The organism is Streptomyces violaceoruber (assembly GCF_033406955.1).
Lineage (GTDB): Bacteria > Actinomycetota > Actinomycetes > Streptomycetales > Streptomycetaceae > Streptomyces > Streptomyces violaceoruber.
This window is the reverse complement of record NZ_CP137734.1, coordinates 8004514-8027813: the sequence shown is the minus strand read 5'-3', so window position 1 is coordinate 8027813 and position 23300 is coordinate 8004514. Positions and strand designations below refer to the sequence as shown.

At 73.1% G+C, this 23300-nt stretch carries 25 protein-coding genes; 8 read left to right on the top strand and 17 right to left on the bottom strand.

Going from position 1 to position 23300, the window contains the following annotated elements; genetic code table 11:
• Positions 1 to 2: 2 nt before the first annotated feature.
• Positions 3 to 956 carry a DUF1177 domain-containing protein gene (locus R2E43_RS36265; protein WP_011027212.1) on the bottom strand — a complete coding sequence of 318 codons (954 nt, stop codon included), beginning with the start codon at positions 954 to 956 and terminating at the stop codon, positions 3 to 5.
• 145 nt (positions 957 to 1101) lie between these two features.
• Between R2E43_RS36265 and R2E43_RS36260 the strand changes: the two genes are divergently transcribed.
• Together R2E43_RS36260 and pepE are read left to right on the top strand one after the other, a co-directional pair.
• A complete protein-coding gene (locus tag R2E43_RS36260) occupies positions 1102 to 1935 on the top strand; it encodes an IclR family transcriptional regulator (RefSeq protein ID WP_003978288.1) in 834 nt (277 codons plus the stop codon).
• Positions 1936 to 1972: 37 nt separating this feature from the next.
• Positions 1973 to 2704, top strand: coding sequence for a dipeptidase PepE (gene pepE / locus R2E43_RS36255; RefSeq protein WP_011027213.1), 732 nt, complete (start codon positions 1973 to 1975; stop codon positions 2702 to 2704).
• Between the two features lie 57 nt (positions 2705 to 2761).
• Here pepE and R2E43_RS36250 read toward each other — a convergent pair whose 3' ends face one another.
• Genes R2E43_RS36250 through R2E43_RS36225 form a run of 6 tightly spaced genes read right to left on the bottom strand, consistent with a single transcriptional unit; the run spans position 2762 to position 8888 of the window.
• The gene (locus R2E43_RS36250) at positions 2762 to 3637 is read right to left on the bottom strand and encodes a phosphogluconate dehydrogenase C-terminal domain-containing protein (RefSeq protein WP_011027214.1); all 876 of its coding nucleotides are present in this window, start codon (positions 3635 to 3637) and stop codon (positions 2762 to 2764) included.
• A complete protein-coding gene (locus R2E43_RS36245) occupies positions 3637 to 4437 on the bottom strand; it encodes a sugar phosphate isomerase/epimerase family protein (protein WP_011027215.1) in 801 nt (266 codons plus the stop codon). Before R2E43_RS36245 ends, R2E43_RS36250 begins: the two co-directional genes overlap by 1 nt.
• Positions 4437 to 5216, bottom strand: a complete 780-nt coding sequence (locus tag R2E43_RS36240) for a triose-phosphate isomerase family protein (protein ID WP_332056987.1) — start codon at positions 5214 to 5216, stop codon at positions 4437 to 4439. Before R2E43_RS36240 ends, R2E43_RS36245 begins: the two co-directional genes overlap by 1 nt.
• Positions 5216 to 5728 carry a ribose-5-phosphate isomerase gene (locus R2E43_RS36235; protein WP_003978283.1) on the bottom strand — a complete coding sequence of 171 codons (513 nt, stop codon included), beginning with the start codon at positions 5726 to 5728 and terminating at the stop codon, positions 5216 to 5218. Before R2E43_RS36235 ends, R2E43_RS36240 begins: the two co-directional genes overlap by 1 nt.
• Positions 5729 to 5739: 11 nt before the next feature.
• On the bottom strand, positions 5740 to 7524 hold the full coding sequence (locus R2E43_RS36230) for a dihydroxyacetone kinase family protein (protein WP_332056986.1): 1785 nt from the start codon (positions 7522 to 7524) through the stop codon (positions 5740 to 5742).
• On the bottom strand, positions 7521 to 8888 hold the full coding sequence (locus tag R2E43_RS36225; protein WP_003978280.1) for an MFS transporter: 1368 nt from the start codon (positions 8886 to 8888) through the stop codon (positions 7521 to 7523). The genes R2E43_RS36230 and R2E43_RS36225 overlap by 4 nt, the downstream gene beginning before the upstream one ends.
• 236 nt (positions 8889 to 9124) lie before the next feature.
• On the opposite strand from R2E43_RS36225, the gene R2E43_RS36220 reads away from it, so the two are divergent.
• Together R2E43_RS36220 and R2E43_RS36215 are read left to right on the top strand one after the other, a co-directional pair.
• On the top strand, positions 9125 to 9886 hold the full coding sequence (locus tag R2E43_RS36220; protein ID WP_030862765.1) for a FadR/GntR family transcriptional regulator: 762 nt from the start codon (positions 9125 to 9127) through the stop codon (positions 9884 to 9886).
• Positions 9887 to 9978: 92 nt separating this feature from the next.
• Positions 9979 to 11202 carry a cytochrome P450 gene (locus tag R2E43_RS36215; protein WP_011027220.1) on the top strand — a complete coding sequence of 408 codons (1224 nt, stop codon included), beginning with the start codon at positions 9979 to 9981 and terminating at the stop codon, positions 11200 to 11202.
• Positions 11203 to 11220: 18 nt separating this feature from the next.
• On the opposite strand, the gene R2E43_RS36210 is transcribed toward R2E43_RS36215, so the two are convergent.
• The 6 genes from R2E43_RS36210 to R2E43_RS36185 all read right to left on the bottom strand — a co-directional run bounded on the left by R2E43_RS36210 (position 11221) and on the right by R2E43_RS36185 (position 16954).
• Positions 11221 to 12483, bottom strand: a complete 1263-nt coding sequence (locus R2E43_RS36210) for a cytochrome P450 (protein WP_332056985.1) — start codon at positions 12481 to 12483, stop codon at positions 11221 to 11223.
• The gene (locus R2E43_RS36205) at positions 12480 to 13118 is read right to left on the bottom strand and encodes a GTP-binding protein (protein ID WP_332056984.1); all 639 of its coding nucleotides are present in this window, start codon (positions 13116 to 13118) and stop codon (positions 12480 to 12482) included. The genes R2E43_RS36210 and R2E43_RS36205 overlap by 4 nt, the downstream gene beginning before the upstream one ends.
• Positions 13099 to 13455 (bottom strand): DUF742 domain-containing protein, encoded by a 357-nt coding sequence (locus tag R2E43_RS36200; RefSeq protein ID WP_003978275.1) that lies wholly within the window; start codon positions 13453 to 13455, stop codon positions 13099 to 13101. Before R2E43_RS36200 ends, R2E43_RS36205 begins: the two co-directional genes overlap by 20 nt.
• Positions 13452 to 13871: a roadblock/LC7 domain-containing protein gene (locus tag R2E43_RS36195; RefSeq protein ID WP_003978274.1), complete on the bottom strand. Its 420-nt coding sequence runs from the start codon at positions 13869 to 13871 to the stop codon at positions 13452 to 13454. The genes R2E43_RS36200 and R2E43_RS36195 overlap by 4 nt, the downstream gene beginning before the upstream one ends.
• Positions 13872 to 14036: 165 nt before the next feature.
• Entirely contained in the window at positions 14037 to 15764 is a 1728-nt protein-coding gene (locus R2E43_RS36190) for a sensor histidine kinase (RefSeq protein WP_011027225.1), read from the bottom strand.
• Between the two features lie 302 nt (positions 15765 to 16066).
• Entirely contained in the window at positions 16067 to 16954 is an 888-nt protein-coding gene (locus R2E43_RS36185) for a LysR family transcriptional regulator (RefSeq protein WP_030862781.1), read from the bottom strand.
• An 85-nt stretch (positions 16955 to 17039) separates the two neighbouring features.
• On the opposite strand from R2E43_RS36185, the gene R2E43_RS36180 reads away from it, so the two are divergent.
• Positions 17040 to 17900, top strand: coding sequence for a PhzF family phenazine biosynthesis isomerase (locus tag R2E43_RS36180; protein WP_173668695.1), 861 nt, complete (start codon positions 17040 to 17042; stop codon positions 17898 to 17900).
• 69 nt (positions 17901 to 17969) lie between these two features.
• Positions 17970 to 18809 carry a lysozyme gene (locus R2E43_RS36175; protein ID WP_265695680.1) on the top strand — a complete coding sequence of 280 codons (840 nt, stop codon included), beginning with the start codon at positions 17970 to 17972 and terminating at the stop codon, positions 18807 to 18809.
• A gap of 27 nt (positions 18810 to 18836) precedes the next feature.
• Here R2E43_RS36175 and R2E43_RS36170 read toward each other — a convergent pair whose 3' ends face one another.
• The 3 genes from R2E43_RS36170 to R2E43_RS36160 all read right to left on the bottom strand — a co-directional run bounded on the left by R2E43_RS36170 (position 18837) and on the right by R2E43_RS36160 (position 21367).
• A complete protein-coding gene (locus R2E43_RS36170) occupies positions 18837 to 19559 on the bottom strand; it encodes an FAD binding domain-containing protein (protein ID WP_003978269.1) in 723 nt (240 codons plus the stop codon).
• A gap of 170 nt (positions 19560 to 19729) precedes the next feature.
• A complete protein-coding gene (locus tag R2E43_RS36165) occupies positions 19730 to 20521 on the bottom strand; it encodes a hypothetical protein (RefSeq protein ID WP_202492401.1) in 792 nt (263 codons plus the stop codon).
• A 105-nt stretch (positions 20522 to 20626) separates the two neighbouring features.
• The gene (locus R2E43_RS36160) at positions 20627 to 21367 is read right to left on the bottom strand and encodes a class I SAM-dependent methyltransferase (RefSeq protein ID WP_011027230.1); all 741 of its coding nucleotides are present in this window, start codon (positions 21365 to 21367) and stop codon (positions 20627 to 20629) included.
• A gap of 44 nt (positions 21368 to 21411) precedes the next feature.
• On the opposite strand from R2E43_RS36160, the gene R2E43_RS36155 reads away from it, so the two are divergent.
• Together R2E43_RS36155 and R2E43_RS36150 are read left to right on the top strand one after the other, a co-directional pair.
• Positions 21412 to 22017: a flavodoxin family protein gene (locus tag R2E43_RS36155; RefSeq protein ID WP_030862793.1), complete on the top strand. Its 606-nt coding sequence runs from the start codon at positions 21412 to 21414 to the stop codon at positions 22015 to 22017.
• Positions 22018 to 22111: 94 nt separating this feature from the next.
• Positions 22112 to 22675 (top strand): Dps family protein, encoded by a 564-nt coding sequence (locus R2E43_RS36150; RefSeq protein ID WP_011027232.1) that lies wholly within the window; start codon positions 22112 to 22114, stop codon positions 22673 to 22675.
• Positions 22676 to 22761: 86 nt separating this feature from the next.
• Here R2E43_RS36150 and R2E43_RS36145 read toward each other — a convergent pair whose 3' ends face one another.
• Positions 22762 to 23118 carry a PRC-barrel domain-containing protein gene (locus R2E43_RS36145; RefSeq protein ID WP_003978264.1) on the bottom strand — a complete coding sequence of 119 codons (357 nt, stop codon included), beginning with the start codon at positions 23116 to 23118 and terminating at the stop codon, positions 22762 to 22764.
• Between the last annotated feature and the right edge of the window lie 182 nt (positions 23119 to 23300).

Sequence of the window (23300 nt, the reverse complement as noted above, 5' to 3'; positions counted from 1 at the left end):
GATCACGACCCCCCGGGTTCGCGGCCGAGGGTCTGCAGCCGGGTCAGCGGGCCGTAGCGGGACACGAGGGCGTCGAACTCCTGGTCGTCGTGGAAGTCGAGCTGTCCGCCGCCGTAGGCCTTGGCGGTCTCGACGGCGAACCGGGCGGCGGCCGCGATGTCGGTCTCGTGGCTGGCACCCGTCTGGCAGCCGGGCACCGCCGCCGCGGAGGTGATCGCGAGTCCGACCACCGGTGCGGCCGTCGCCGTGGCGGGCTGCAGGATCGAATTGATGTGGTGTACACCGTTACCGTACGGGGTGATGTCCTGGGTGGTCACGGGGTACGTGACCAAGGGCTCACCGGTCACCACGGCCAGCAGCTCGCCGAGCCGCTCGCTCACCCTGAGCACCCAGCCCTCCTTGACGGTGGGCGACAGGGCGAGCCCCTTGTGGTTGATGATGCGGTTGCCCTTGGTGGTGTCGACGGAGAGCACGGCCTCCATCTCGCCGGTGACCTCGTGCCGGTTCATGGTCGCGATGTCGACGGGCGAGTCCATGAACGGCACCGGGTCGTGCGGTGCGGTCGGGGCGTTCGGGCAGATGTGCGTGGCCACGATCACGTCGCCGTCGAGCACGTCGCCCCGGCGCCGCATGTCGAGCAGCTTGGCGGCGGTGGCGAGCGCCGCGACCGCGCCGTCCGCGTCGGAGACCAGGCCGACGGCCTCCGGGCGCGCCCCGACGCCGCCGAGCCGCCCCACCACGCCGAGCGTGCGCGCGGAACCGCCCCGGGTACGGCCGGCCCGGCCCGGTATCCGTACGAGCACGAAGTCCGTCGAGCCGCGCTCGCCGGTGACGGTGGTGACCTCGGCGCCGGAGCCCTCGGGGCCCGCCACCGCGTCGAGGTGGGCGGCGACGCGCTTGCCGTCGGCGTCGGGATCGTCGAGCAGATCCACGAGGTCCAGGACGTACTTCAACATGGGCAGTTCTCCTGATCCGCACCAGGGGCGGTGCTCCCAAGCAGGTTCGGGATGGACTAGCGTTGTCCGCAACTGTTTCCCGTTATCTGCAATACGGGTCTGCATGGTGAGATGCGATGGTGAGAAGTGGCTGAGAGGAGCCGTCATGGCCGGTCGCCCGGTTGAACCCGTGGACCGCAGGACGCCGGCCGGGGCGCTGCAGACCGTCGACCGCGCCCTGCTGGTGCTGCTGGCGTTCGAGCGCACCCGCCCGGACTGGGGTGTCACCGAGATCGCCGCCGAGTTCGGCTGGGACACCTCGGTCGCCCAGCGGCTGCTGTCCACCCTCGCGGGGCGCGGCTTCCTGGTATCGGACCCCGCGACCCGCCGCTACCGGATCGGCCCGGCCGCCCTGCGCCTGGGCCGCCTCTGGGAGCGCTCGGGCTCCCTGGAGCTGCTCGCGGAACCGGTGCTCCAGGAGCTGCGGGCGGCGACCGGCGACACGGTGCTCTTCTGCCTGCCCGACAGCTTCCACATGCGCTGTGTCGCGGCCGTCGAGGGCGAGGAGGGGCCGCTGCGCTACTACCCGCTGGTCGGCGAGCTGTACCCGGCGCACGCGGGCGCCACCAGCAAGTCGTTCTACGCCTTCCTGCCCGACGAGCAGCGCCACCGGCTCTTCCGCGGGCGTCCGATGGCACGCTTCACCGAGCGCACGGTCACCGACCCGGACCAGCTGGAGCGCGAGTTCCGCACGGTCCGCGCGCAGGGCTACGCGTGGACGGTCGGCGAGTACGACGCCGGCATCGGCACGGTCGCCATGCCGGTGTTCCTCGGCTCGGAGCCCTACGGCAGCCTCAGCCTCGGCGCCGCCAAGGAGCGCTTCCCCGAGGGGCCCGAGGACCGGCTGGAGGTGCTGCGCCGCGCCGCCCGGCTGCTGGAGCAGCGCCTGACCCACCCGCCCCAGCACCACCGGCGCCCGCGCGCCCCCCGTACGTCCTGACGCACCACCGATCCACCCCGTCGACGAGGAAGAACCCGTGAATCTCCTGCTCCTGTCCAACTCCACCCAGCACGGCCGCGGTTACCTGGAACACGCCCTCGACACCGTGACCGGCTTCCTGCCCGCCGGTGCCCGGCTCGCCTTCGTCCCGTACGCGCTGGCCGACCACGACACCTACACCGCGCGGGTCAGGGGCGCGCTCGCCGACGCCGGGATCGACGTGCGGGGCGTGCACGAGGGCGGCGACCCGCTCGCCCGGCTCGACGAGGCGGACGCCGTGTTCGTGGGCGGCGGCAACTCCTTCCGGCTGCTCTCCGCGCTGTACCGGACGGGGCTGCGGGAGGCGCTGGTCAAGGCCGTGCGCGGCGGGCTGCCGTACATGGGGGCCAGCGCCGGGACCAACATGGCGGCGCCCTCGCTGCGCACCACCAACGACATGCCGATCGTCGAGCCGCCGTCCTTCGAGACGCTGGGCCTGGTCCCGTTCCAGATCAACCCGCACTACCTCGACCCCGACCCCGGCTCGACGCACAAGGGCGAGACCCGCGAGGAGCGACTGCGGGAGTTCCTGGAGGAGAACGACGTGCCCGTGCTGGGGCTGCGGGAAGGTTCCTGGCTGCGGGTGGAGGGCGACCGGGCCGTGCTCGGCGGTGAGCGCGACGCCCGGCTGTTCCGACGGGGTACGGCCCCGCGCGAGCTGGCGGTGGGCTCGGACCTGTCCGAACTGCTGGACGTACGGGGCGAGTTCGACACCGGCACCCGCTCCTGAGCGCACGCGGCGACGCCGGAGGCCCGTGCGGGTCTCCGGCGTCGCCCGTAAGGTGGGTCAGCGCTTGATCTCCTTGATCCTCAGCATGCGCGTGATGACCTTGTCCAGCTCCTCGTCGTCGAAGACCTTCTTCCAGTCCTCGCGCACGATGGACTCGCGGCCGTAGTCCATGGCGATCAGGCAGGCGTCCGAGAAGGGGTTGGAGCCCTTCAGGGTGTTGGCGAGGGCGACCTGGGTGTGGCCGAGCAGCATCGCGCGGGCCGCCTTCTCGGGGACGCCGACGGTGTGGACGGTCTCGTGCAGGGCCTCGGTCAGCAGGGCGCCGACCATGCAGGCGATGGTCTCGACGAGGGTCGGCTCCAGCACGGCGAGCTGCTTGACGGTGACCCAGTGGACGTCGACGACCGGGGCGTACATGACGCGGATGACGGAGTCGGCGAGTTCCTGCTTGGCCGCGTCCCCGCCCTCGTAGGCGGCGACGACCTCCTGCGGGGCGGCGATGCCGCCGAAGGTGTCCTGCCACTCCTCCTTGGTGGTGCGCTCCAGGAACACCGAGGGGTGGCAGGGGTGGGCGCAGGCGTAGTGGATGTCCTCGCGGGCAAAGAGCAGTCCGGCGTAGGCGGCGGCCGGGTCGAGGGTGAGGACGACGGTGCCCGGCTTCATGAGCGGCACGAGTTCCTCGGACACCTTGCCGAGGACCACGTCGGGCACGGCGAGGATGACGACGTCGGCCTCGGCCGCGGCGGCGGCGGACTCGGTCAGTTCGCGGCCCAGGTCGCGGATCAGCTCCTGGCCCGTGGGCGACGCCTCGCTGAAGAGCACCCGGAAGTCGCTGTCGACCAGGTTGTTGGAGACACGCTGGCCCATCTTGCCGGCGGCCCCGATGACGGCGACGGTCTGCACGTCGGCGCGGGTCTGGATCTCGGTGGCCATTACTTGCTCCTCAGGAGGGTGTTGATGCTGTGCTGCGTCCACTGGTGTTCGAGCCGGGCGGTGGCGTCGTAGCCCTCGTCCTGCCACGGGAGCCAGTGCTCCACGATCTGGTTGATGCCGCGCTCCTCGGGACTCACCGCGGCGATCATGCCGTCGTGGTCGAGGAGTCCCTCGCCGAGCGGGCAGCCGGCGTAGGTGAAGCCGACCCAGCCGTCGCGGCGGGTGAAGGCGAAGTCCTTGACGTGGATGTTGACCACGTACGGCGCGGTGGCGGCCACGACGTCGGCGGGGCGTTCCAGCCGGGCGACGCTGTTGCCGGGGTCGAGGACGATGCCGAGGTGCGGGTCGTCGACGGCGCGTACGACGCTCACCAGGTCGTCGGTGGCGACCTGTTCGTAGGTCTCCAGGCCGAGGGTGACGCCCGCGGCGGCGTAGCGGGGCACGGCCTCCTTCAGGAGGGCCACCGCCTCGGTGGTGTCCGGGCGGTGGTCGGCCGTGTTGAGCATGGAGCGGACCAGGGTCACGCCCAGCTCGCCCGCCGTGTCGAGGTACGTGAGCAGGTGGTCGGGACGGATGCCTCGGGTGCCGAGTTCGAGGGTCAGGCCGAGGTCGGCGGCGGTGTCGCGGAGGTCGGCGAGGCGCGCGCGGTCGTAGGACTCGATCGGCGTGTAGTCGCAGATCTGGAAGACCTGGCCGCCCAGCTCCGCCGTGTCGCGGAGCATGTCCGGCAGACCCGTCGGCTCGGGGGCGCGGGACGAGAGACGCCAGAAGTAGGCGTAGGTGCTGATGCCGTACGCCATCACGCCACCGCCGCCGGGGCCGGGGAGCGGATCTCGTCGAGGATCGCCCCGACGTTCGCCGGGTCGTGGGCGAAGCGGCCGAGGAACAGGCCCTCGGCGGTGCCGGCCAGGCGGGTCAGCAGTCCGGGGCCCGCGCTGCCGCCGTAGATGACGGTGGAACCGGCGTGCCGGGGCTGGGAGTCGAGCCAGCCGCGCAGGGCGGTGCAGACGGTGGCGATGTGATCGGCGGAGGCGGGTTCGGGGGCGCCGATCGCCCACTGCGGCTCGTAGGCGAGGACGACCGCACCCGAAAGGCCGCCGAGCAGCCGCTCGGCCTCGGCGACCGTGCGGGAGGCGGCGTCGGCCGGGTCCGCCGCGTCGCGTTCGCCGACGCACAGGACGGGGGTGAGGCCGTTGCGCAGGGCGGCGGCGGTCTTGGCGGCGACGACGGTGTCGCCCTCGCCGTACAGACGGCGCCGCTCGGCGTGGCCGACCTCGGCGTAGCGGCAGCCGATCTCCTTGAGGACGGGACCGCCGACCTCGCCGGTGTAGGGGCCGCTGTCCTCGGTGGCGATGTCCTGGGCGCCGAGCGCCACGCCGTAGGGGGCGAGGATGCCGGTGGCGGGGACCAGGGCCGGGAAGGTGGGCAGGACGAAGAGGCGGGCGGCGCCGGAGGTGACGGCGGGGTGCCGCTCGGCGAGGGCCGCGATCCTGCGGGACCAGTTGAGCGTCTGGTGGTGGCCGAAGTACATCTTGAGGCTCACCCCCAGCAGCACGGGGGACGGTGCGGGCGCGGGCATCAGGCGGCCGCCCCGCCGTCGGCCGCGCTCCCGCTCGCCGCACCGGCGTCGTCGGCGGTCTCGTAGTCGCTCATCAGCTGGACCTTGGCGGCCGACGCCGAGCTCTCGTCGAAGCGGTAGGTGAGCCACTCGGCGGCGAGGCGGCGGGCGAGTTCGAGGCCGACGACGCGCTGGCCGAAGGTGAGGACCTGGGCGTTGTTGGAGAGGATCGCCCGCTCGACGGAGAAGGAGTCGTGGGCGGTGACGGCCCGGATGCCCCTGACCTTGTTGGCGGCGATGGCGACGCCGAGGCCGGTGCCGCACACCAGCAGGGCGCGGTCGGCCTCGCCCCGGGCGACCATCTCGGCGGCGGCGATGGCCACCTTCGGGTAGGCGGTGTGGCCGTCGGCGTCGACGCCGACGTCGGTGACCTCGGCGACCAGGGCGCTGCCGCGCAGGTCCTGCTTGAGGGCTTCCTTGTACTGGTGGCCGGCGTCGTCGGAGCCGACGACGATGCGGAGCTTGTCGGTCATGGCGGCTTTCCTCAGTGGTGGTCGAGCAGTGCGCCGTGGACGGCGCGGGTGATCAGGGCGAGGGAGTGGGCGCCCGCGTCGGGGGTGCCGAGGGACTTCTCGGCGTGCGGGCGGGCCCGGCCCCGGCGGGGCAGCAGGTCGGCGGTCCCGGCGGCGGCCGCGGTGGCGGTGGTGGCGGCGCGGTCCCAGGCCTCGGCGAGGGGCAGGCCCTCGGCCGTGGCGGCGGCCAGCGCGTCGGCGAAGGGGACCAGGACGTCGACCATGGTCTTGTCGCCGACCTCGGCCCCGCCCAGTCTGCGTACGGCGGCGGAGGCCTCCGTGACCCCTTCGGCGACGCGGGCGGCGTCGGGGGCGTCCCGGTCGCCGAGGGCCGTGCCGAGTGAGCGCAGGATCGTGCCCCACAGGGCGCCGGAGGTGCCGCCCGCCTTGTCGGCCCAGTCGTCGGCGGCGCGGGTGAGGACGGTTCCGGCGCCCGCGCCGACCCGGTGGGCGTCGTGGGCGGCCCGGTGCGCCGCGCTGGAGCCGCGCCGCATGCCGATGCCGTGGTCGCCGTCGCCCGCCACGGCGTCGATCCGGCCGAGTTCGCCGGCGTGGGCGTCGACGACTCGGGCCACCGCGTCCAGCGCGGCCAGGACGGTGCCGGCGGCCCGGCGGGAGGCGTCCGAGGCGACGGGTACGGCCGTGGTGCCGGAGGCGGCCGCGTCGGACACGGCGGTGTCCTGGGCCGCGGCCGTGTCCTGGCCCGCGGCGGTCGCGGCCGCCCGGTCCCGGTCGGGCTCCGGGTCGCCGAGGGCGCCCTTGCGGTAGGCGGGCGTGTCGGCCGGGGCCCGCCACAGCTCCTCCAGCCGGTCGTCCAGCCAGGTCAGCGTCAGCGAGATGCCGGCCATGTCGAAGCTGGTGACCAGTTCGCCGACCTCCGGGTCGACGATCTCCACACCGGCGTCGCCGAGCAGGGCGGCGACCTTGCGGTAGACGACGAACAGCTCCTCGTACTTGACCGAGCCGAGGCCGTTGAGAATCACGGCGGCGCGCCGGCCCGCCGGGTCGGCGACGTCGTCGGGGAGTTCCTTGAGCAGTGTCTCGACGAGCAGCAGGGCCGCCTCGTCGGCGGTGGGCAGGGCCTCCTCGCCGATGCCGGGCTCGCCGTGGATGCCGAGGCCCACGGCCATCCGGGCCTCGGGCACGGTGAACAGGGGATGGTCGGCGCCGGGCAGGGTGCAGCCGGAGAAGGCGATGCCGAAGGAGCGGGTGCGGACGCCCGCCCGTTCGGCGACGCGCAGCACCTCCTCCAGGGGCAGGCCCTGCTCGGCCGCGGCGGCCGCCGCCTTGAAGACGGGCAGGTCACCGGCTATGCCGCGGCGCTTGGCGGATTCGTCGGGGCCCGCGCTGGAGATGTCGTCGGCGACGGCGAACGTCCGGGTCTCGATGCCGTCGGCGGCGAGTCGCTCGGCGGCCTGTCCGAAGTGCAGGACGTCACCGGCGTAGTTGCCGTACATCAGCAGGACTCCCCCGCCCCCGTGCGCGGCGGTGGCCACGGAGTGGATCTGCCGGGCGGAGGGCGAGGCGAAGACGTTCCCGACGGCCGCGCCGTGTGCCAGACCGCGGCCGACCAGGCCGGAGAACGCGGGGTAGTGGCCGGAACCGCCGCCGATCACCACGGCGACCTGGCCGGCCGGGGTGGCGGTGGCCCGGACGACGCCGCCGGTGACCGGCCGGACCCAGCGCCGGTGCGCGGCGGTGAAGCCCTCCAGCGCCTCGTCGGCGAAGGCGGCCGGGTCGTTGAACAGGCGGGTCATCGCAGGGCCTCCTCGGCCTGGGGTTCGGGGGCGGTGGCGGGCTCGCCGGTGCCGTTGCGGGCGGCGAGCAGGATCATCAGCGCGGCGGACAGCAGCATGAAGAAGCCGACGAGGTAGAGCGGTACGTAGTAGGCGCCGCTCCAGTCCTTGAGCCAGCCGGTGATGTAGCTGGAGGCGAATCCGGCGACGTTGCCCGCGGTGTTGATCAGGGCGATGCCGGCCGCGGCGGCGGCTCCGGTCAGGAAGCGGGAGGGCACCGACCAGAAGACGGGCAGGGCGGCGAAGATGGCACAGGCGGTCACGGTGATCACCGCGACGGTGGCGGTCGGGGACCCCATGTAGAGCGCGAGGGGGATGGACACGCCGCCGACGACGGCCGGGCCTGCCACGTGCCAGGTGCGGGTGCCGTGACGGGTGGCGTGCCGGGTCCAGAAGAAGAGGACGATCGCGGCGGGCAGGTACGGGATGGCGGTGATCCAGGCCTTGTCCATGACGCTGAACGTGGTGTCGTACTGGTCCTGGAAGCCGTTGATGATCGTCGGCAGGAAGAAGGCGAGGGCGTACAGGCCGTAGACGAAGCCGAAGTAGACGGCGGCGAGGGTCCAGACCCGTCCGCTGCCGAAGGCCTTCCTGAGGTCGCCCTTGGCGTGCTTGCCCTCGTGGCCGGTCTTCTGGGCGTTCTCGGCGGCGAGTTCCGTGGTCAGCCAGTCGCGCTCGGCGGGGGTGAGCCACTTGGCGTCGGCGGGCTTGTCGATCAGGTAGAACCAGGCGACGACGCCCAGGACGATCGCGGGCAGCGAGACGAACAGGAACATCACCCGCCAGCCCTCCAGGCCGAAGAGCCCGTGCCGGCCGATCAGCCAGCCCGCCAGCGGGGCGCCGAAGACGGTGGTCAGCGGCTGGGCGAGGTAGAACAGGCCGAGGATCTTGGTGCGGTGGCGGGAGGGCACCCACTGGCTGAGGAAGAGGATCGCGCCGGGGAAGAACCCGGCCTCGGCGACGCCGAGCAGGAAGCGCAGCGTGTAGAGCTGGCCGCTGCTGCTGACCCAGGTGAACAGCAGGGAGACGATGCCCCAGGTCACCATGATCCTGGCCAGCCAGCGGCGGGCCCCGAAGCGGTGCAGGGCCATGTTGCTGGGGACCTCGAGCACGATGTAGCCGAGGAAGAAGATCCCGGACGCGAAGCCGAACTGGGCGGCGGTCAGGGCGAGGTCCTGTCCCATGCCGTTCGGTTCGGCGAACGAGACGGCCGTGCGGTCCAGGTAGTTCACGAAGAACATCAGCGCCACGAAGGGGACGAGGCGGACTGAGACCTTCTTGATGGCAGTTCTCTCGACTGCCGCGGATGGCGCTTGGGCACCCATGGGCGACTCCTCGGCTCGCCCGGACAGCTCCGTCCGGGTTGGGTCACTCCGGGTGGTCCGCCACGGGGGCGGCCGACCGGTTCGCCTTCACGCTAAGCCTCCGATCCAAATTGGTCACCAATTTACCAGTGTGGTGAGCGTCATAGATCCACCGTCGGCCCAACTCTTGACAAAACGCGACCGAGAGGGAGATGAACTGCCTGGTCAGCGGGGTGCGTACGGCATCTGGTTGACTGGTGACCGTGACCAGTCAGCCTGATCAGCACAGCTCCGCCGACGCGCCCGACCTCGCACGGCTGCTGCGCCCCGTGGTGCGCGAGTCGTCCGTCAGCGAGGTCGCCAAGCGGCTCCTCGACCACCTCTCGGCCGGTGACATCCGGCCCGGCACCCGGCTGCCCGCCGAGCGGCAGCTGGCCGAGGCCCTGGGCGTGGCGCGGTCCAGCGTGCGCGGTGCCCTGTCGGCCCTGGACGTCCTCGGGATCATCGAGATCCGCCCCGGCTCGGGGTCCTACGTGCGCGAGGGCACCTCGGAGTTCCTGCCCCGGGCGATCAACTGGGGCCTGATGCTGGGCCAGCGGCGCACGCGGGACCTGGTCGAGGTCCGCACCCACATGGAGGGCGTGTCGGCCCGGCTCGCGGCGGAGCGGGCCACCGACGCGGACGTGGCCAGGCTGGAGGAACACCTCCAGCACATGCGCGACGCGGGCGGGGACGTCACGGCGTTCATCGACGCCGACATCGCCTTCCACCTGGAGACGGCCCGCATCGCCCGCAACACCGTGCTCAGCGACATCCTGCACAGCATCCGGGCGCTGCTCCAGGTCTGGATGGAGCGCGTCAGCGACATCGAGGGCACCGTCAGCGGCACGTTGTGCGAGCACGACGCGGTGCTCCAGGCCATCCGGGCCCGTGATCCGGAGGCCGCGGACCGGGCGATGGCCGAGCACATGCGGATGGCCGGCGCACGGCTGCGCGCCTCGGTGGACGGCGAGGCCTGACCCGGCGGCAACGGTCCGGACGCGCGGTCTGTCGGAGCCGACGCCTCGTCAATAGCCTGGTGCGGCCATGGCGTTGTCGACCGAGGAGTCCCATGTCCACCGCGCAGCAGGTCCCCGACATCCTCTCCCCCGAGTTCGCGGCGAACCCGTACCCGGCCTACCGGACGATGCGGGACAGCGCTCCCCTCATCCGGCACGAGGCCACCCAGAGCTGGATCGTCTCGCGCTACGAGGACGTGGAACGCGTCTTCAAGGACCGCGCCGGTCAGTTCACGACGGAGAACTACGACTGGCAGATCGAGCCCGTGCACGGCCGGACGATCCTCCAGCTGAGCGGCCGGGAGCACGCGGTCCGGCGCGCCCTGGTCGCCCCGGCCTTCCGCGGGGCCGACCTCCAGGAGCGGTTCCTGCCGGTCATCGAGCGCAACTCCCGTGAGCTGATCGACGCGTTCCGGCACACCGGCCGCGCCGATCTGGTCGCCGACTACGCGACCCGGTTCCCCGTCAACGTCATCGCGGACATGCTGGGCCTGGACAAGGCCGACCACGACCGCTTCCACGGCTGGTACACGTCGGTCATCGCCTTCCTCGGCAACCTCTCCGGCGACCAGGAGGTCGCGGCGGCCGGTGCGCGCACCCGGACGGAGTTCGCCGAGTACATGATCCCGGTCATCCGGGAGCGTCGTGAGAACCCGGGCGACGACCTGCTGTCCACGCTGTGCGCCGCCGAGGTGGACGGCGTCCGGATGAGCGACGAGGACATCAAGGCGTTCTGCAGTCTGCTGCTCGCGGCGGGCGGCGAGACCACCGACAAGGCGATCGCCGGCATCTTCGCCAACCTGCTGGCCCATCCGGAGCAGTTGGCGGCCGTGCGCGAGGACCGGAGCCTGATCCCCCGCGCCTTCGCCGAGACGCTGCGCTACACCCCGCCGGTCCACATGATCATGCGTCAGACGGCGACCGACGTCACGCTCAGCGGCGGCACGATACCGGCCGGTGCCACCGTCACCTGCCTGATAGGAGCGGCCAACCGGGACGAGACGCGCTACCGCGACCCGGACCGCTTCGACATCATGCGCGACGACCTGACCACGACGACCGCCTTCTCGGCCGCCGCCGACCACCTCGCCTTCGCGCTCGGCCGGCACTTCTGCGTCGGCGCCCTGCTGGCGAAGGCGGAGGTCGAGATCGGGGTCGGGCAGCTCCTGGACGCGCTGCCCGGCCTGCGGACGGAGGACGGCTTCGAGGTGGTGGAGCGGGGCGTGTTCACCCGGGGCCCGCAGTCGCTGCCGGTCCGCTTCACACCCGCGGCCTGAGGTACCGCACGCCGGTTCTCAGGCCACGACGGGTGTGAAGAGCGCGGGCAGGGCGGTCAGGCCGCGCATCCAGATGGACGGACGCCAGGTCAACTCCCCGGGCTCGAGGGCGAGTACGAGGTCGGGGAGGCGCTCCAGCAGGGTCTCGACCGCGGTGCGGGCGACGACGTCGGCGAGCAGGGGTGCCGGGTAGGGGCACCGGTGTTCGCCGTTGCTGAAGGACAGGTGCGCGGAGTTCTCGGCGCCGACGTGGGCCTCGGGCCACAGCTGCGGATCGGTGTTGGCCGCGGCGAAGCCGAGCACCAGGCAGTCGCCGGCCCGGATGTGCCGGCCGCCCAGCTGGGTGTCGTTGACGGCCCAGCGTCCGATGAAGTTCTGCGTGGGTGTGTCCAGCCACAGCACCTCGTTGAGGGCCTCCCCCACGCTGAGGCGGCCGCCGGAGACGTTCAGGGCGAAGCGTTCGTCGGTGAGCAGCAGGCGGAGCGTGTTGCCGATCCAGTTGGCGGTGGGCTGCTGGGCGGCGGCGATGACGGAGATGAGGTCCTGGACGATCTCCTCGTCGGTCAGTCCCGCCGGGTGTGTGAGCATGCGGGAGGTGACGTCGGGGCCCGGGCGCTCGCGCTTGTGGCGGACCAGTTGGTGGATGCGCTCTCCCACGCGCGTGTAGGCGGCGACCGGGTCGTCTCCCTCGGCCGCGTCCAGGGAGATGCGCAGGTCCTCGACGAGTTGCCGGGTCTCGACGCCGGTGTGCGGCATCCCGCACATGCGGACGGCGGCGCGCATCGGCAGGGGGTGCGCGTAGCCGCTCATCAGCTCGGCCCGGCCGCTTCCGGCGAAGGCGGCGATGAGCCGGTCGGCGAGGTGCCTGCAGTCCCGGGCCAGTTCGAACTGGTCGATGCCCGCCAGTGCCTGGGTGATGACGCCGGCCCGCCGCCGGTGCTCCTCGCCCTCGGTGAACAGGACCGACGGCTGGTGGCCGACGTAGGGCAGCAGGGGCCAGTCGGGCGGGATGCTGCCCCACTGGTTCCAGCGGCGCGAGTCCCGGGCGAACAGCTCGTCGTGACTGGTCACATAGCTGACCTCGGGGTAGCCGAGGACCAGCCAGGCGGGGATGCCGCCGTCCAGGAGCACGGGCGCGACGGCGCCGTGTTCGGCCCGCAGACCTCGGTACAGCTCCGACGGCGTCTGCTGGTACTCCAGTCCGGCCAACGGCACGGCGTCCAGGTGGACGGGGCAGCCCGGTGCGGCGACGGGGTGGGGTGACGGGTCGATGTCGGTCACGATGCGCTCTCCTGGGCCAGGGCCAGTTGGTAGAGGTGGTCCACGAGGGTGACCAGCACGTGCTTGCCCGAGGTCCGCACCCGCGCGTCGCAGTCGATCAGCGGCACGTGGTCGGGCAGCGCGAGGGCCAGCCGGATCTCGTCCAGGGAGTGCCGGGCGGTGTCGTCGTCGAAGCGGTTGACGGCCACCACGAACGGGGTGCGGTGGTGTTCCAGCCGGTCTATCGCGTACCAGGAGTCGTCCATCCGGCGGGTGTCGACCAGGACGACCGCGCCGAGGGTGCCGGAGAACAGCCGGTCCCACACGAACCAGAAGCGTTCCTGGCCCGGGGCGCCGAACAGGTACAGCACCATGCGGTCGTTGAGGCTGATCCGGCCGAAGTCGAAGGCCACGGTGGTGGTGGTCTTCGACGTGACCCCGCCGGTCTCGTCGACGCCGACCCCGGCCTGGGTCATGACCTCTTCGGTGTTGAGCGGCCGGATCTCGCTGACGGAGCGGACGAGGGTGGTCTTGCCGACTCCGAAGCCGCCCACGACGACGATCTTCAGTCCGGTCTCCGCGGCGTCGGTCAGGGGCGTGCGGCCGGAGGTCGTGGTGGAGCCGGAGGCGGTCGGGTCAGAGGTTGCGGAGCCCATGGAGCACCTCCTGGAGCAGGGCGGTATCGGGGTGGGACGCGGCGGTCTGCCCCAGGCGCGGGTGGCGCGCGGTGATGCTTCCGGTGGCGAGCAGGTCGCCGAGCAGGATGCGCACCACCGTGATCGGCAGGGCCAGTTCGGCGGCGAGTTCCACCACGGCCGTGGGGTGCCGGCACAGGTCGAGGATGCGGACGTGCTCCGACTGCATGCCGGCCGACGGCCCGCACTCGGCGACGACCAGGGTGACGAGGTCGAAGGAGTCGTCGGCACGGCTGCGCCCGCCCGTGACCGTGTAGAGCCGGTCGGGTGCGCCGGTGTCCACGGGCCTGCGCGTCACGAGGAGCTGCCCCCGGGGACGGCGTGCCGCGGCTCGGCCCTCAGGTGTTCACCGATCTGCTCGACCAGCTCGGTCATCTGGTGGCCGACGACGCCGGGGTCGGCGTCCTCCACCGCGACGACGGCCAGGTGCGCGCCCTCGCCCGCCTCCACGATGAACAGCAGCCCGCCGTGGAACTCGGTCATGGAGTGCCGCACGCCGCCGGTGCCGTTGCCGAACTCGACGGAGGCGCCCTGGGCGAGGGCCTGGATGCCCGAGCAGATCGCGGCGAGCTGGTCGGCCCGGTCCAGGGTGAGGTGTTCGGTCCAGCAGAGCCTGAGGCCGTCGCGGGAGAGGACGAGGGCGTGGCGGGTACCGGGGGTGCGGTCCAGGAGGTTCTGCAGGAGCCAGGTGAGGCTGTTGTCGGTGGTCTGCATGATGGGTGCGGGGACGGTGGTTCCTGGTGTTGCGGTCACCGGCCCGTTCCTCCAATCTCACGAGCGACACGAGCGGTGGGGCGAGGAGCACCGGTGCGCGCCGGGGGGGGCGTGCTGCGGGTGCGATGCGGGTGCTGTGCGAGGGGGCGCGGTCCTGCCCGGCGCCTAGCCCGGGGCGGGCGGTTCGGACTCCGACGGGCCGCCGGACGCCCCGGACCGGCGCCCCCGGTGGAAGGCGCCGAAGCTGGCCCCGGCGTCGCGGGAGGCGGACGCCGCCGGGTCGACGGGCGGCCGGTGGTTCTCGCGGCGTTCCCGCTCGGCCTCCGCCTCGGCCATCGTGCGGCCCGGGGAGCGCATGGGCAGGCCGCCCGGCGTGGCGGTCGCGGGACCGGGGCGCACCGCCTGTTCGGGCAGGACGGTCCGCTCCACCGGCCGGACGTCCGGGACCCGCCGCGGGTACGCCGGGGCCTCCGCGGCCGGGGCGGGGCCCGGGACGGTGGGGGCACCGCCGCCGAAGGTGCGGCCGGTGAGGACGGGCCCGGGGTCCCGCTGCTGGGCCAGCAGCTGGGGCGGCACCAGGACGACGACGCCGGTGCCGCCGCGCGAGGAGGGCCGGTAGCTCACGCCGACGCCGTACTTGGCGGCCAGCCGTCCCACCACGGCGAGGCCGAGGCGGGTGCCCTGCAGCGAGGCCAGGTCGTTCGTCCGCCCCGACACCGCCTGTTCGGCGTGGCGCATGGCGGCGTCGGCCATCTTCAGGCCGCTGTCCTCGATGGTGACGACGATTCCGGCGGTACGTTCCTCCACGTAGACGTGGACCTCGTCGATGGGCGGCGAGAAGTTGGCGGCGTTGTCCATGAGTTCGGCCAGCAGGTGCATGACGCCCTCGGCCGCGTAGCCGGAGATGGCGGCGTCGGTGGAGCAGTGCATCCGCACCCGCTGATAGGCGGCGATCCGGCCGACGGCGCCGCGCAGGATGCTCTCCATCACGATGGGTCTGTTCCAGGCCCGGCTGGAGCGTCCGCCCATCAGGAGGGCCAGCCGGTCGGTGATGAGGCCGAGCTGCGAGGTGCTGTGGTCCAGGCGCAGCAGATCGCCGAGGACCTCCTCGCCGTGACGATCCTGCATGTCCCTCAGGTCGGCGAGCATGCCGACGGCCTTGGCCTGGACGCGGCTGAGGGACTTGGCGGAGGCGGCCTGCGCGGCGGCGGTACGCCGTTCGCTGTGGGCCAGTTCCCGGACGAACAGCTCGGCGCAGGCACGGGCCTGTGCTCCGCGTGGCCAGTCCAGTTCGGCGAGGACGATCTCCGCCGAGGTGCCGTCCCGCAGCTTCCCCACGGCGGCGGGCAGCGTGCTGTTGGTCAGGTGTTCCAGCTCGGCGACGCCCCGGCGCGTCTCCCCCAGTGCCTGCTGCCGCCGGGACTCGGCGTCCGCGGCCTGCCGCACCGCGTCCTCCACCAGGACGGCGAAGCTCTGGACGACCTGGCGCAGGTGCGGCCCGGAGGAGGGAGCGGTGTTGGCGACGGCCTCGTCCGCGCCGGTGCCGTCGCGCACCTGCTGCGCGATACCCGGTAACGCGACGTTGACCAGGTGCACCAGCCCGGCGTTCTCCTGTGCGAGCTGGGCCTTGAGGGCGCTGATCTCCGTCCGCCGGGCCGCCGCGGTCCGGCGCGCCCGTCCGACCAGGTGGGAGCCGAGGACGACGGAGACGGCGACGCACAGCCAGGACGTCACGGCGAGGGTCGCGGTCCAGCTCCGGGCGGTCTCGGGAGCGGCCGCCCAGGCGGCACCGGCGGCCGCGGCGGCGGCCGGCAGCACGAGCAGGGGGACGGCTGGGGTGGAGCGGTGAGGTTTCTGCGTCCGGGTCGGGGTGGGGGGTGCAGACACTGACATTCCGCGGTCCCTCGGGTCCTTGAGAGCGGGGAAAGGGCCGGTCGACCTGGGTCGACCGCGGGCCGGAGCCGGGCCACCGGCCAATGGTGATCACTCCGGCGGGCTTGCGGCTCATGCTAGTCAGCGGGTTGACCGCGCATGCCGGACCGGCCGCAGACCCCACCGAGGAGCGAACTTTCCCGACATCTCGCCGATCGAACTCAGCGATGTGGTACTGGCGTTCTGCCTGGGGCAGGTGTCGCTTTCCGCCCGGGGCAGGTGCTCCGGGCCGACGCCTCGGGTCGGCCCCGGGCGAGCGGCGGTCAGTCGCCCAGATGACGGACGAGCACCCGGGCGACCTCCCGCGCGGCGGGTGCCGTCCAGCGCCTGCGGTGCCGGGCCAGCCGTACCGGTGCGGCGGGGAAGCCGGGTCCCTCCACCCGTACCAGGCGCCCGCGGCGGAGTTCCTCCGTCACCGTGGTGAGCGGCAGCAGCGTGATCCCCAGCCCGGCCGCGACGCAGTTGCGCGCCGCGTCGACGCTGCCGAACCTGGTCAGCCGGGGCCTGGTGCCCGGCACCGCGAGCAGCCGACGGGCCAGCGCGTCGCTGTAGGAGCAGCCCTCCTCCAGCAGGAAGAAGCTCTCCTCGGCGAGTTCCGGCCAGCTCGCCGCGCGCTCCCGGGCGGCCAGCGGGTGTCCGGGAGCGGCGACCAGGGCGAGCGGCTCGCGGCCGACCGGCTCCGACGTCACGTCGGGGAACTCCGTCTCCTCCTCCAGCAGCAGGGCCAGGTCGAGGCGTCCCGACCGCAGCCCCTCGACGCACTCCCGGGTCCCGGCCGCGTACAGGTGGACGTCCACCTCGGGGTGGCTCGTGCGCAGCGCGGCGACCAGTCCCGGCAGACGGCTCGCGCACAGGGACTCCGGGCTGCCGATCACCACCCGGCCCGACACGGCGCCGGCCTCCGCACTCCCGGCCCGCAGCCGCGCCACGGCGTCGAGCACCTCCTCGGCCCGTTCCAGGAGGCGGCGGCCGGCGTCGGTGAGCAGCGCTCCGGTGGGCAGGCGGTCGAAGAGCCGCACGCCGAGGTCCCGTTCCAGGGTGCGGATGTGCACGGTGACGGTGGACTGGGCCAGGTGCAGTTCGGCCGCGGCGGCGGTGAAGCCGCCGGTGCGGGCGAGCACGGTGAAGGTCGTCAGCAGTCGGGTGTCCACGGAGCCAGGGTATGTGGTGTGCCGATGGAGGAGATCACGAACGATCGTTGGACACGATCGGCGGGCGGCTGGCAGCGTGTCCGCCATGACGACAGAGATCCTGCGCTACTCGGCCTTCACCGACGACCCGGCGGGCGGCAACCCGGCCGGAGTGGTCCTCGACGCGTCCGGGCTGGACGACCCGGCGATGCTCGCGATCGCCGCCGAGGTGGGCTACTCCGAGACCGCGTTCGTGACCGGCGGCGACGCGGAGCGACGGCGGTTCCGGGTCCGCTACTTCAGTCCGCTGGCCGAGGTGGCGTTCTGCGGGCACGCGACGGTGGCGCTGGCCGTCGCCCTCGCCGAGCGGCTGGGTCCCGGCGAGGTCGTCCTGGACACGCCCGCCGGTGAGATCCCGGTGTCCACGGCGGTCGACGGGACCGGAGCGGTGCGGGCCACCCTCACCAGCGTGCCGACGCGTTCGCGCCCGGCGCTGCCCGCCGAACGCGACGCCGCGCTGGGAGCGCTCGGCTGGACGGCGGCCGACCTGGATCCCGCCCTGCCCGCCCACGTGGCGTTCGGGGGGAACGACCACCTGGTGCTCGCCGCGGCCTCCCGGGCGCGGCTGGCCGACCTCGACTACGACTTCGACGCGCTCGCCGAGGTCATGCGGCGCTACGGCTGGACGACGGTGGACCTGGTGTGGCGCGAGTCGGCCGGGCTCTATCACGCCCGCAACCCGTTCCCCGTCGGCGGCGTCGTGGAGGACCCGGCGACGGGTGCGGCGGCCGCGGCGTTCGGCGGGTACCTGCGCGAACTGGGCCTGGTCACCGGCCCGGCCACGATCGCCGTCCGCCAGGGCGAGGACATGGGCCGGACCAGCGAACTGCTGATCGAGGTGGGTCCGCGCGATCCGCGCACACGGGTCACCGGACAGGCCGTGCCCGTCTCCGGGGCCTCGGTCTGAGACCGCCCCCAACACCGTCTGGGCGACTGTGGGATGCGGTGCGGCCCGACTGCGGTTCGGATGGGTGCCATGCGCAGACCCATAGCCGTGGCTCAACGCCACTCACGCCTGCTCACCTCAGGCGTCATCCTCGCCGCCCAGTCACTCCTGCTGACCCTGGCCGCCGTTCCGGCCACGGCCTCCGCCGACGACACCAGGACGCCCGCTCGTGGCACCGCCCACATGGGCACCGGTGTCCTCGCCCACGAAGGTGTCCGGGGCCGCCCGGTCGGCACCCGCGTCGCCCAGACCGAGGGGGTGGACGTCTCCAGCCACCAGGGCAACGTCGCCTGGTCGACCCTCTGGAAGAGCGGCGTGAAGTGGGCCTATGTGAAGGCCACCGAGGGGACCTCCTACCGGAACCCGTACTTCGCCCAGCAGTACGGCGGTTCGTACGACGCCGGCATGATCCGCGGCGCGTACCACTTCGCGACCCCGGACACCTCGGGCGGCGCCGCCCAGGCCGACTACTTCGTCGATCACGGCGGCGCCTGGTCCAAGGACGGCAAGACGCTGCCGGGTGTCCTCGACATCGAGTACAACCCGTACGGGGCCACCTGCTACGGACGGACGCACAGTCAGATGGTCAGCTGGATCCGGGCCTTCCTGGACCGGTACAAGCAGCGCACCGGCCGGCACGCCGCCGTCTACACCTCCACCAACTGGTGGACCCAGTGCACCGGGAACTACAGCGGCTTCGGTGCGAACAACCCGCTGTGGATCGCCCGGTACGCCTCGACCGCGGGGACGCTCCCGGCCGGCTGGGACTTCCACACGATGTGGCAGTACACCTCGTCCGGGCCGACCGTCGGGGACCACGACAAGTTCAACGGCGCGCTGGACCGGGTCAAGGCCCTGGCCAACGGCTGACGCGGACGGACGGAGCCGGCCGCCGGTTCAGCGGTCGGCGAGGGGGCCCAGGATGCCGGCGACCTGCTCGCGCACCACGTCCCGGGCCCCGGCGGGCAGCGCGCCGATGTCCGTCCGCCCCAGGGCGTCGAAGGTCTCCTCGGCGTCCGTGCCGCACCCGGTGGTCCCGCTCAGCACGTCGTAGCCGTCGCGCACGGCGACGCGCAGCCGGAGCCCGCCCTCGCCGTCGGCGTGCACGGCGGTGGCCACCACCAGGGGCGGCGGACCGCCGGCTTCGGCGGGCTCCTTGCGGTAGCCGCTGGCCAGCGGCGTGCGCCAGCGCAGGCCGAGCAGCAGGTGACGCTTCGCCATCACCTCGGCCAGATCGGTCTCGTAGGGGCGGTCCGGGCCCAGCGCCGTGGCGCGGGCGTCCAGCACGAGGGCCGCGGGCAGCAGGCAGCGCAGGCTGCTGCCGACGAGGTTGCCGCCGACCGTCGCCGTCCGGCGTACGGCTCCGGTGCCGACCGAGCCCGCCGCCCGGCGCAGCACCTCGGGCACCCGGTCGTCTATGCGGTGCAGCACCACGGCCGCGCCCAGCGACTCGGGTTCGACGGCGGTCGCCTCCGGCAGTCCGCGCAGCGACATGGCCAGTTCCGGGAACCCGTCGCGTTGCCAGGTGGCCCACACGAGCGTGGCCCCGCCGACGGGCACCGCGCCCTGCGCCATGCACTCCTGCGCTTCGGTCACGGTGGTGGGCTGACGCAAGAGCATGACGATCGACCTGCTTCCCGGGAGTCGGCGGCCGGACGACACCGCGTCTTCCGCCGGGTGATCACGGTCACTGGGATTGTCCGTACCGCGAAGGGGGCGCGTACAGGGCTCACTCGATTCTCATGTGCGCCCTCCGCGCGCTACCGCGCGTGCGAACGCCCGGCGCCGGTTCAGGGACCGAGCAGCGCGTCGGCCAGTTCGGCGCTCAGTCGCTCGCCGTCCTTGCGGACCAGTGCGGGGACCTGTGCGTTCCACGCCACCGCGGCCCGCTCCAGCGCCTCGGCACCGGCCCGCCGGGCGCGGCGCCCCAGCACCGCCGCGGCGAGGGGCAGCAGCGGGCGGGCGAAGGAGCGGCCCCTGATCCGTGCCTTCACGGTCACCCGCCAGCGTCCGTCCGGGGCGGGGCGTGGAACGACGGTCACCGAGACGCGGACGAGCGCGTGCGTCAGGGTTCCGCCCAGGGGGGCGCGGGCAGAGTGCCGGCCGTGGCTCGTCGCCTGCCACCACCGGCCGAGGTCGAGGCGCAGGCGCCCGGTGCCGCCCAGGTACTTCGCGCGCTTGCCTCCGGCCGAGTGCAGCGTCGCCGTCAGCCACGCCTCCCGTGGCCGTTCGACGCTGGTGAGCCCGAGGGCGCAGACCAGTCGCGCGGGGTGGTCCGGGTCGTCGTCGTGGGTGACGACCTCCAGCGCCGTCTCCCCGCGGCGGTCCCGGGCGAGGACGGTGAGGCACTGGTCCGCGTCCGGTTCCCCGTCCTCCTCGTTCACGGGCCGGTACCGCGCGCCCGGCTCCGGATGCCGCCCCTCCGCCAGCACCAGGCCGGGCAGCGGACGTCCGTCGGGCAGCGTCAGCCGCCCTCCTTCGGCGTCCGTGCCCTCCGCCAGGTCGTGCAGCGCGGCGACGCACGACTCGAACCAGCGGCGGGGTACGGGGGCGAGGGTCACGGTGTGCTGGAAACGGGCCATGCGGCGAGCATGGCCGCCCGGAGGGTGCCGGGTCACGGGGGCGGCCGGGCAGTGAGCGGGCGGCGTTGGCTGCCGGTTTCGGGAGGTCTTCCGGTGCGGACGGCGTCAGGCCCCCGCCGCCTGCGGACGCCGCGCGACGAAGACGAACTCCCGCCCCGCGCGGTCGAGGGCCCCGCGCACCTCCTGCACCACGTACCCCTGTTCGGCCAGGTCGGCCGCGACCTCGTCCCGCTCCCGGAAGCGCAGCGTCGAGTCGGAGGTCAGCACCGCGCCGTCCGCGCCGAAGACGTAGGTCCACCGGAAGGTGACCAGCGGGCCGCTCACGTCCAGCAGCCGGCACCAGCTCTCGACGGTGCCCGTACCGGGGACCTCCACGACCTGGTGGGTGTGCTCGCGGGTCCACTCCTCCCAGGCGCGCCGGGCCGGGTCCCGGGTCTCGAACACCAGGTGCCCGCCGGGTCGCAGGGCCTCGTACGCGCCGCGCAGCGTCCCCTGCCAGGCGGACCGGCCGGTGATCGCCTGGGCGACGTTCGCCGTCATGGTCGCGAGGTCGACGCGCAGCGCGGGAAGCGAGGTGGCGTCGCCCTCGATCCAGCGCACCCGGTCGGCGCCCTCGCGGCCTCGCGCCACGTCGAGACTGGCCCCGGCCGGGTCGACGCCGACGACCTCGAGGCCGCGGTCGGCCAGCAGCAGGGCGAACACCCCGGTTCCGCAGCCGATGTCCAGCACGCTCCGCGCCCCGAACTCGCCGGCCATGAGCAGATACGGGACGAGGTCGCCGCGGTCGGTGTCGAGCACGTCGTAGAGCGCGGCGAGCCGCGGATGCCGGAAGGACTCGTCAGCCATACGGCCGACGGTAGCGTCAGGCCCGCCGGGGAACCCGGGTGGGCATGCGCGCACTCGTGATCAACTGCACTCTCAAACCCTCCCCCCAGCCGTCGAACACCGAGGCGCTGGCCGCCACGGTCATCGCGGCGCTCAAGGGCCACGGGGCGGAGGTGGACGTCGTACGGGCCGTCGACCTGAACCTGAAACCGGGGGTCGAGACCGACATGGGCGACGGGGACGACTGGCCGGGCGTGCACGAGAAGCTGCTGGCCTCGCAGATCCTGGTCATCGCGTCGCCGACCTGGCTCGGCCGCCCCTCCTCCGTGGCCCAGCGGGTCCTGGAACGCATGGACGCCATGCTCGGTGAGACCGACGACGAGGGCCGTCCGGTCGCGTACAACCGCGTCGCCGGTGTCCTGGTCACCGGGAACGAGGACGGTGCCCACCACGTCATCAGCGAGATCGGCGGCGGCCTCGCGGACATCGGCTACACCATTCCCGGCCAGGCCTGGACCTACTGGCACCTCGGCCCGGGACCCGGTCCGGACTTCCTCGACGACGAGCGCGGCCACGACTGGTCGGTCTCCACCGGCCGCGCCATGGCGTCCAATCTGGTGCACGCGGCGCGCGCCCTCGACGCGATGCCGCTCCCGGCCCCGCCGTCCTGATCCCGGACCTGCCCGCGCATGTCTGCCTGAGCCGATACGGGGCATTCGTGCACGAGCAATGACGTACGAAACGCATGAGGAGCTGAGGTCCGCCATGACGCACGACCTGACCCCGAAGTACACGGTCCCCGGCATCGAGCGCGAGGCCGCCGGACGGCTGATCGGTGTGCTGCGGCTGCGCCTGCACGCCCTCAACGACCTGCACCTGACCCTCAAGCACGTGCACTGGAACGTCGTGGGTCCGCACTTCATCGCGGTCCACGAGATGATCGATCCCCAGGTCGACCAGGTGCGCGACATGGCCGACGACGTCGCGGAGCGCATCGCCGCGCTCGGCGGGGTGGCCCAGGGCACGCCCGGGGCGCTGGTGGCCGAGCGGAAGTGGGACGACTACTCCATCGGACGGGCGGACGCCATCGCCCATCTCGGCGCGCTCGACGTCGTGTACACCGGCGTGGTCGAGGGCATGCGCGCGGCGGTCGAGGAGGCCGGCAAGATCGACCCGGCCACCGAGGACCTTCTGATCGGTCAGCTCAGGGACCTGGAGCAGTTCCAGTGGTTCGTGCGGGCGCATCTCGAGAGCGCCGGCGGCGCCCTCGCGACGGGCAGCGCGACATCCGAGACGGAGGCGGCGGCACGCGGCGCGGAAGTCGCGTAGCCGGACCGCCCGGGCCCGCGGTGGCGGTGCCCGCGCCGCGCGGCGGTGGTGCCCGGTCCGCGCGGACCGGGCACCGCCCACGGGGTTCAGCGGCGGCCGAGACGGCGTTCGCCGCGGCTGCCCGGCTCGTGGGGCAGGTGGTAGTGGGCGAAGACCGCACCCTCGTCCTCGGCGGCCAGCTCACCGTCCGGGTCGATGCCGGGTGCGTCCTTGACCAGGGACTTGTCGTAGGTGACCTTGAGGTAGGACGGTCCGACCGTGGCCTTGTCCACCGGCACGAAGACGAGCCGCCGACGGGTCGGCAGACCGATCGTGACCGTGGCGAACGCGGGCCGGTCGGTGAGGGTGTCGAAGTAGATGGACTCCAGGGTCCCGATCTTGCGGCCGTCGTAGTCGACGACGTCGAGGCCACGCCAGTCACGAATGTTCTCGGCTTCAAACATGCCCAGTCTTCCCTTCCGACCTTCCGAGGACGCACTCACTCTGCCTTGTTCCCCGATCCGCCCGACTGTCGCCAGTTTGTCCCCTCACCGGCGTACGACGCCCCGATCGGGATAGGCTGCCTGGTCGGAAGACGTGCCCGGGCAGCCGGCGTATGCCCGGCGAAGTTCCGAAGGGGATCGAG